The sequence below is a fragment of the Halochromatium sp. genome (assembly GCF_054919635.1).
This window is the reverse complement of the sequence record NZ_JBUDPI010000331.1, coordinates 1-4,182: the sequence shown is the minus strand read 5'-3', so window position 1 is coordinate 4,182 and position 4,182 is coordinate 1. Positions and strand designations below refer to the sequence as shown.

Here is a 4,182-nt window from a genome sequence, read left to right as displayed (position 1 = left end):
GGCTACGATCCGGAGACGATGGAGCTGAAGATCCTGTTCAATCCGCTCTATCGCACCGCGATCTACTCCGATCAGCGCGAGATCATGGCCGTCGCGATGGACCGCCAGTTCGAGCCCATTGCGCGCTATGCGCGCACCATGGCCATGGCCGAGCCGCGGCTCGTGGATGGGATCTGGGAGGCGCTGGTGCCGTTCAGCCTGGATCTGCGCGATCCGAACGCGCGCTATTTCCGGCTCAGCCTCGATGTGCACGGCCCCTCGGCGTTGCCGGCCATCGGCGTTGCGCTGGTGCTCGGCTGGCTGCTGCTGTGGCGACGCGGCCTACGCCTGCCGAGCATGGTGCCGAGTCTATTGTTGGTGGCCTTGACCGGTCTCTACGGATTGATCGCCGTCGCGTTGATCCCGCCCGAACAGCAGGAAGGGCAGGGGACTGCCGAGCGTCGCCGCTTGGAGCGACCGGCGGTGAGCGGCGCTCGCCCCTAACCGCGAGATCGGAGACCGGTCGCATGCCCGGGCTGTTCAACCCTGCCAACCTATTCGGTCAGCCCGCCAGGCTCGCGCGTGCTCGGCCACCGATCGTGCTGGTGATCGGCGCCCACCGCGAGGAGCTGAGCTTTGGCGAGGCCGTTGCCGAGCATCTCGATCGCCAGCGCATCGACCTGCTGCGCATCCCGGTGGGGCTCTCAGGGGAGCGGCCCGGACCCGACGGGCTAGAGCGCTATCGTCAACGTCATGCCGAGCTCTATCGGCAGATCCTAGAGCACGTTCAGCCCGGCCAGCGGGTCCTGATCGACCTGCATACCGGCTTCGACGAGCGCCTGTGCTGGGCTGATGTCCTCTGTGCCGAACCAGCGCTGCTGCGCTGCATCGAGCACAAGGCGGCAGATGATTGCACGCCAGCGGTGCTTGGAGACATGCGTCCGGTGCGGCTGGTCGCGGCCGAGGGCGATGCCGCCTCACGGCCAGCCGAGGCGCAGCGGGCGGATGCCTGGCCCTGGGTCAGGCCAGAATTGCCGGAGCCGGTCTGGAACGGGAAGAGTCCGCTCTATGTCGGCGTCGAGGTCTATCTGGCTGCAGCCTCACAGGGAACCGCTACCGAGGTGCGCCTCGCAGCTGCAGTGATCGAAGCGGTCGCTGATTGCGCGCTATCGGTACAACCCGCGGCCAGGCCTCGCTGACCGGAGGCTCAGATTGCCGAGGTCCTGCGCTCCTGGTGGGGGCGTTGTCACGCATCCAGCTCGCGCCGCAGCGCTCGCAACAGCTCCCAGCGCTGACAGCGCCGCGGCACTGGACCTGTTAGGAACGCATCCCGCAGCCAGTTGAAGAATCCGGTCCGCTTGCGGCATCTGGGCTGCTCTCTTAGTGCGGACTCCGGTGCCTGCTGCTTGCGCGGCGCCTCGTCCGCGGTGGTTGATGAAAGGCTATCTCTGTTCGGCATCACGTTGCTCTCATGCTGACCCGATGATCTAGACACTAGCATAGAAGATAACAAATACAAATCACTCGTATTATTTTCCATCAAGGCCGGGCTTAATCTCATTAGCGTCTGGGGTTGCTTGCTGTCTGCCTTTACCGTCGCTCCTGGTGATGACGGTCAGCGAACGCCGCTAGGCCGCTCCGACGCCAGCATGGCGATCGAGAGTTGACGAAACCTTTCGATCTGCTAATCTACATGAGAATGGTTCGCATATATGAGCCATGATCCCGCCAGCATATCGGTGAAGTCCGATGGCCAGCCGGATGTTTCCCCGACCACCCAGGCCTCAGGCCGTTTGATGGAGACACTGGCATGCAAGGTATTTCCACTGACACAACCGATACAGCCCTGGCGCTGGATTCCCTGCCGCTGCATCTGCCACCGGAGATGCTCAAGGCGCGTCTTGCCGATTTGATCCGGACCTCGGTCAATCATGGGGCTGCAGCCGTGGCCACGACCGTGGTGCGTCATTTTCAGGCCCTCGCCATGCACCCCCAGCTTGGGGCGGACAGTGATGAGCGAGCTGCCTATTGCCGCGGTGCGCACCATTGGCGTGGCCTGGCTGCGATCGGCGAGCCGTGCATGGGCCAGGGCGCTGAAGCCGTTCCAGCAGGAGCGCGCTGATGGCAAACCCTTACCTGACTGACTACAGCGCCGGGCTCGCCAACGAGCCTCAGGCTTCAACGAGGGCTGAGGCTGGAGCGCAAGCGTTTTCGAGCGCCTGGGCCCATTGGGATGCTGGCCAGATGCAGGTTGGCGATCCGAGCCCGGTGGTGGGGCCGGTGCGCTACCTCGGCCACTGGCCAGAGCTGTTGGCTGACCTGGCGCTACTCGGGCGCGTTTGGGTCGAGAGCGAGCAGCCGGGTCTCCGCCTCGCGCAGCGCCAGCAGCTCAGCGGGCTGCGCGTGCTGGGTATGCTGGGTTATCTGGACACGCCCAAGTACCAAGTGCGCGTCCTGCTCGATCGGTGTCATGCGCTGTCGGCCAGCGATGACGAGCAGGGATTGGTGATCGAGGATGCTGAGGGGCAGCGGCTGATGCGCGTGCAACTGGAGCGCGGGGCGCACCCGCTGCCATTGCGCCTGCTCTTGTCCGGCCTTGGTGCCCATGACCGACGCCTGGTGCCTGCGCCGTCCGAACAGGTCGAGCCTCGGGTCGCCGCGCTTGAGCACCATCCCGTCCACCGCTTGCAGCGCGATTGCCAAGCGTTGGAGGCCGAGCCTGGGTGTGCTGAGCTGACGTTTCCCGGGGCTACCCGCCCTGAATTGGATTTCCTAGATCTGGCTGAGTTGAGCGGACGCCTGAGCCTGAATCCCTTGCGCTGGAAGCGAGCATCAGCGCGCAGCGATGACCCTGCGATCGCGGTCGACCCATCGCTGGTGCCCTGTGCGCTCGAGACGCTCGTCGATCAGGTGCATCCTCTGGTCTTGAGCACTGGCAGCGACGCTTGGGTTAGTCGCTCGATCCAGCAGTTCTATGGTCATGCCTATGTGGATGGTCAGCTCTTGCTGCGCGGTGACCATGCGCGGCTCGAGCTTGATGTCCGCGCGATCGACAGCGCCTGGGTCGTCGGCGATGGCCGGAGTGAAGGTAGGCGCCAGGACTGGGTTGGGGGCGATGGGCGCTCGCTGCGGCTCTACGACGAAGACGGTCGTGCGCTGGCGATCATCGCCTCTGCCGCTGAGCCCGACGGGGAGACGGGCGGCAGATGGCGTCGCGACGAAGCACGCCTCTGGACCACCTTGATGAATGCGTTGACCAGTTGAGTGCCTCCATCATGTGTCAAAAATGTCAACGATTAGGCGGCAAGCTTCATCAGGCGATCTCTGGATCAGCGTCATCGGCGTTTGAGCCTGTCGCAGCCGAGGGGCTCCATCAGGAGCAGTCCAATCCACCCGTCAACTCGCGGGCCAAGGCCGCAACGCGGAGTCGACTGTGGGAGCTCTGGCACAAGTATCACTGTCCGATCATTGGCACCTGTCTAGAGGTCGATGATCTGCGCCGTCTGGCGCGCAAGACGGGGGCCACGCTGCTCAGGGATGCGCGGAGCGACTTCGATGTGCACGTCAGCTTCGTCGCTGCAGCCGACGAGAAGAATGCGCTCTCGATCGCGGTGCAGAAGGAGTTGGAGCGACGCTATGCCCGCAGCGTGAAACGGTTTGCGAAGGCCAAGTCCCCGGCGGCACTGCTCGAGCTATGGCAACAGGCCTTGGCTGAAGGCGAGGTGCAGGGTGGGTTCTGGGCGGTGATGACGCATGGGCTCGCCGATGTCGAGATTCGCACGCGTGCCTTCGAAGACATACACATGCTCTCGCATCAGATCGGTGCGGGCCTGCGCGCTGACCTCGCAGCCTTGGCGCAGGCGCGCAGGGATCTCGCGCGCCTGCGCCAGGAGAGCGAGACCGAGGCCAAGCGGCAGGCGCGGCGGCTTCAGGCCAAGGCCGCCGAGGTTGAGCAATTGCGCACGCGTGTCACCGATCTGGAGAGCATTGAGCAGGCCTATGAGGCAATGCGCGAGCGCTTGCGGGCGCTTGAGGACGACCATGAGCTGCAGTCCCTGCGGGCGAGGGTGGCGGAGCTGGAGGGTGACACTGATCTGCTGGGCCGACGCTTGGCCGACGCCGAGCTGCGGTCGGTCGCGGGGGCGTCGGGGGTGGGGGCGGCTGACTCCGCGAGCCTTGAGTTGACCGCCCAGTTGCGCGAGC

General features: G+C 65.0%; 4 protein-coding genes and 2 pseudogenes. 5 read left to right on the top strand and 1 reads right to left on the bottom strand.

Features of this window, described 5'->3' with window-relative positions:
• Nucleotides 1-483 (top strand): annotated as a pseudogene (locus ACY693_RS16005) (hypothetical protein); the annotation flags it as partial.
• A 23-nt stretch (nucleotides 484-506) separates the two neighbouring features.
• Complete coding sequence (locus tag ACY693_RS16000) at nucleotides 507-1,178, top strand: hypothetical protein (RefSeq protein WP_462322809.1); 672 nt, start codon at nucleotides 507-509, stop codon at nucleotides 1,176-1,178.
• A 47-nt stretch (nucleotides 1,179-1,225) separates the two neighbouring features.
• On the opposite strand, the gene ACY693_RS15995 is transcribed toward ACY693_RS16000, so the two are convergent.
• Nucleotides 1,226-1,438 (bottom strand): hypothetical protein, encoded by a 213-nt coding sequence (locus ACY693_RS15995; protein ID WP_462322808.1) that lies wholly within the window; start codon nucleotides 1,436-1,438, stop codon nucleotides 1,226-1,228.
• A 351-nt stretch (nucleotides 1,439-1,789) separates the two neighbouring features.
• Here ACY693_RS15995 and ACY693_RS15990 point away from each other — a divergent pair, with 351 nt between their 5' ends.
• The 3 genes and pseudogenes from ACY693_RS15990 to ACY693_RS15980 form a co-directional block, all read left to right on the top strand.
• Entirely contained in the window at nucleotides 1,790-2,101 is a 312-nt protein-coding gene (locus tag ACY693_RS15990; RefSeq protein ID WP_462322807.1) for an ATP dependent RNA helicase, read from the top strand.
• Complete coding sequence (locus ACY693_RS15985) at nucleotides 2,101-3,243, top strand: hypothetical protein (RefSeq protein WP_462322806.1); 1,143 nt, start codon at nucleotides 2,101-2,103, stop codon at nucleotides 3,241-3,243. The genes ACY693_RS15990 and ACY693_RS15985 overlap by 1 nt, the downstream gene beginning before the upstream one ends.
• An 11-nt stretch (nucleotides 3,244-3,254) precedes the next feature.
• A pseudogene (locus tag ACY693_RS15980) lies at nucleotides 3,255-4,182 on the top strand (hypothetical protein); the annotation flags it as partial.

Coding starts and splice junctions, on each gene's coding strand:
- ACY693_RS15995 (WP_462322808.1), bottom strand. CDS start 1,438: ATGCCGAACAGAGATAGCCTTTCATCAACCACCGCGGACGAGGCGCCG.
- ACY693_RS15990 (WP_462322807.1), top strand. CDS start 1,790: ATGCAAGGTATTTCCACTGACACAACCGATACAGCCCTGGCGCTGGAT.
- ACY693_RS15985 (WP_462322806.1), top strand. CDS start 2,101: ATGGCAAACCCTTACCTGACTGACTACAGCGCCGGGCTCGCCAACGAG.
- ACY693_RS16000 (WP_462322809.1), top strand. CDS start 507: ATGCCCGGGCTGTTCAACCCTGCCAACCTATTCGGTCAGCCCGCCAGG.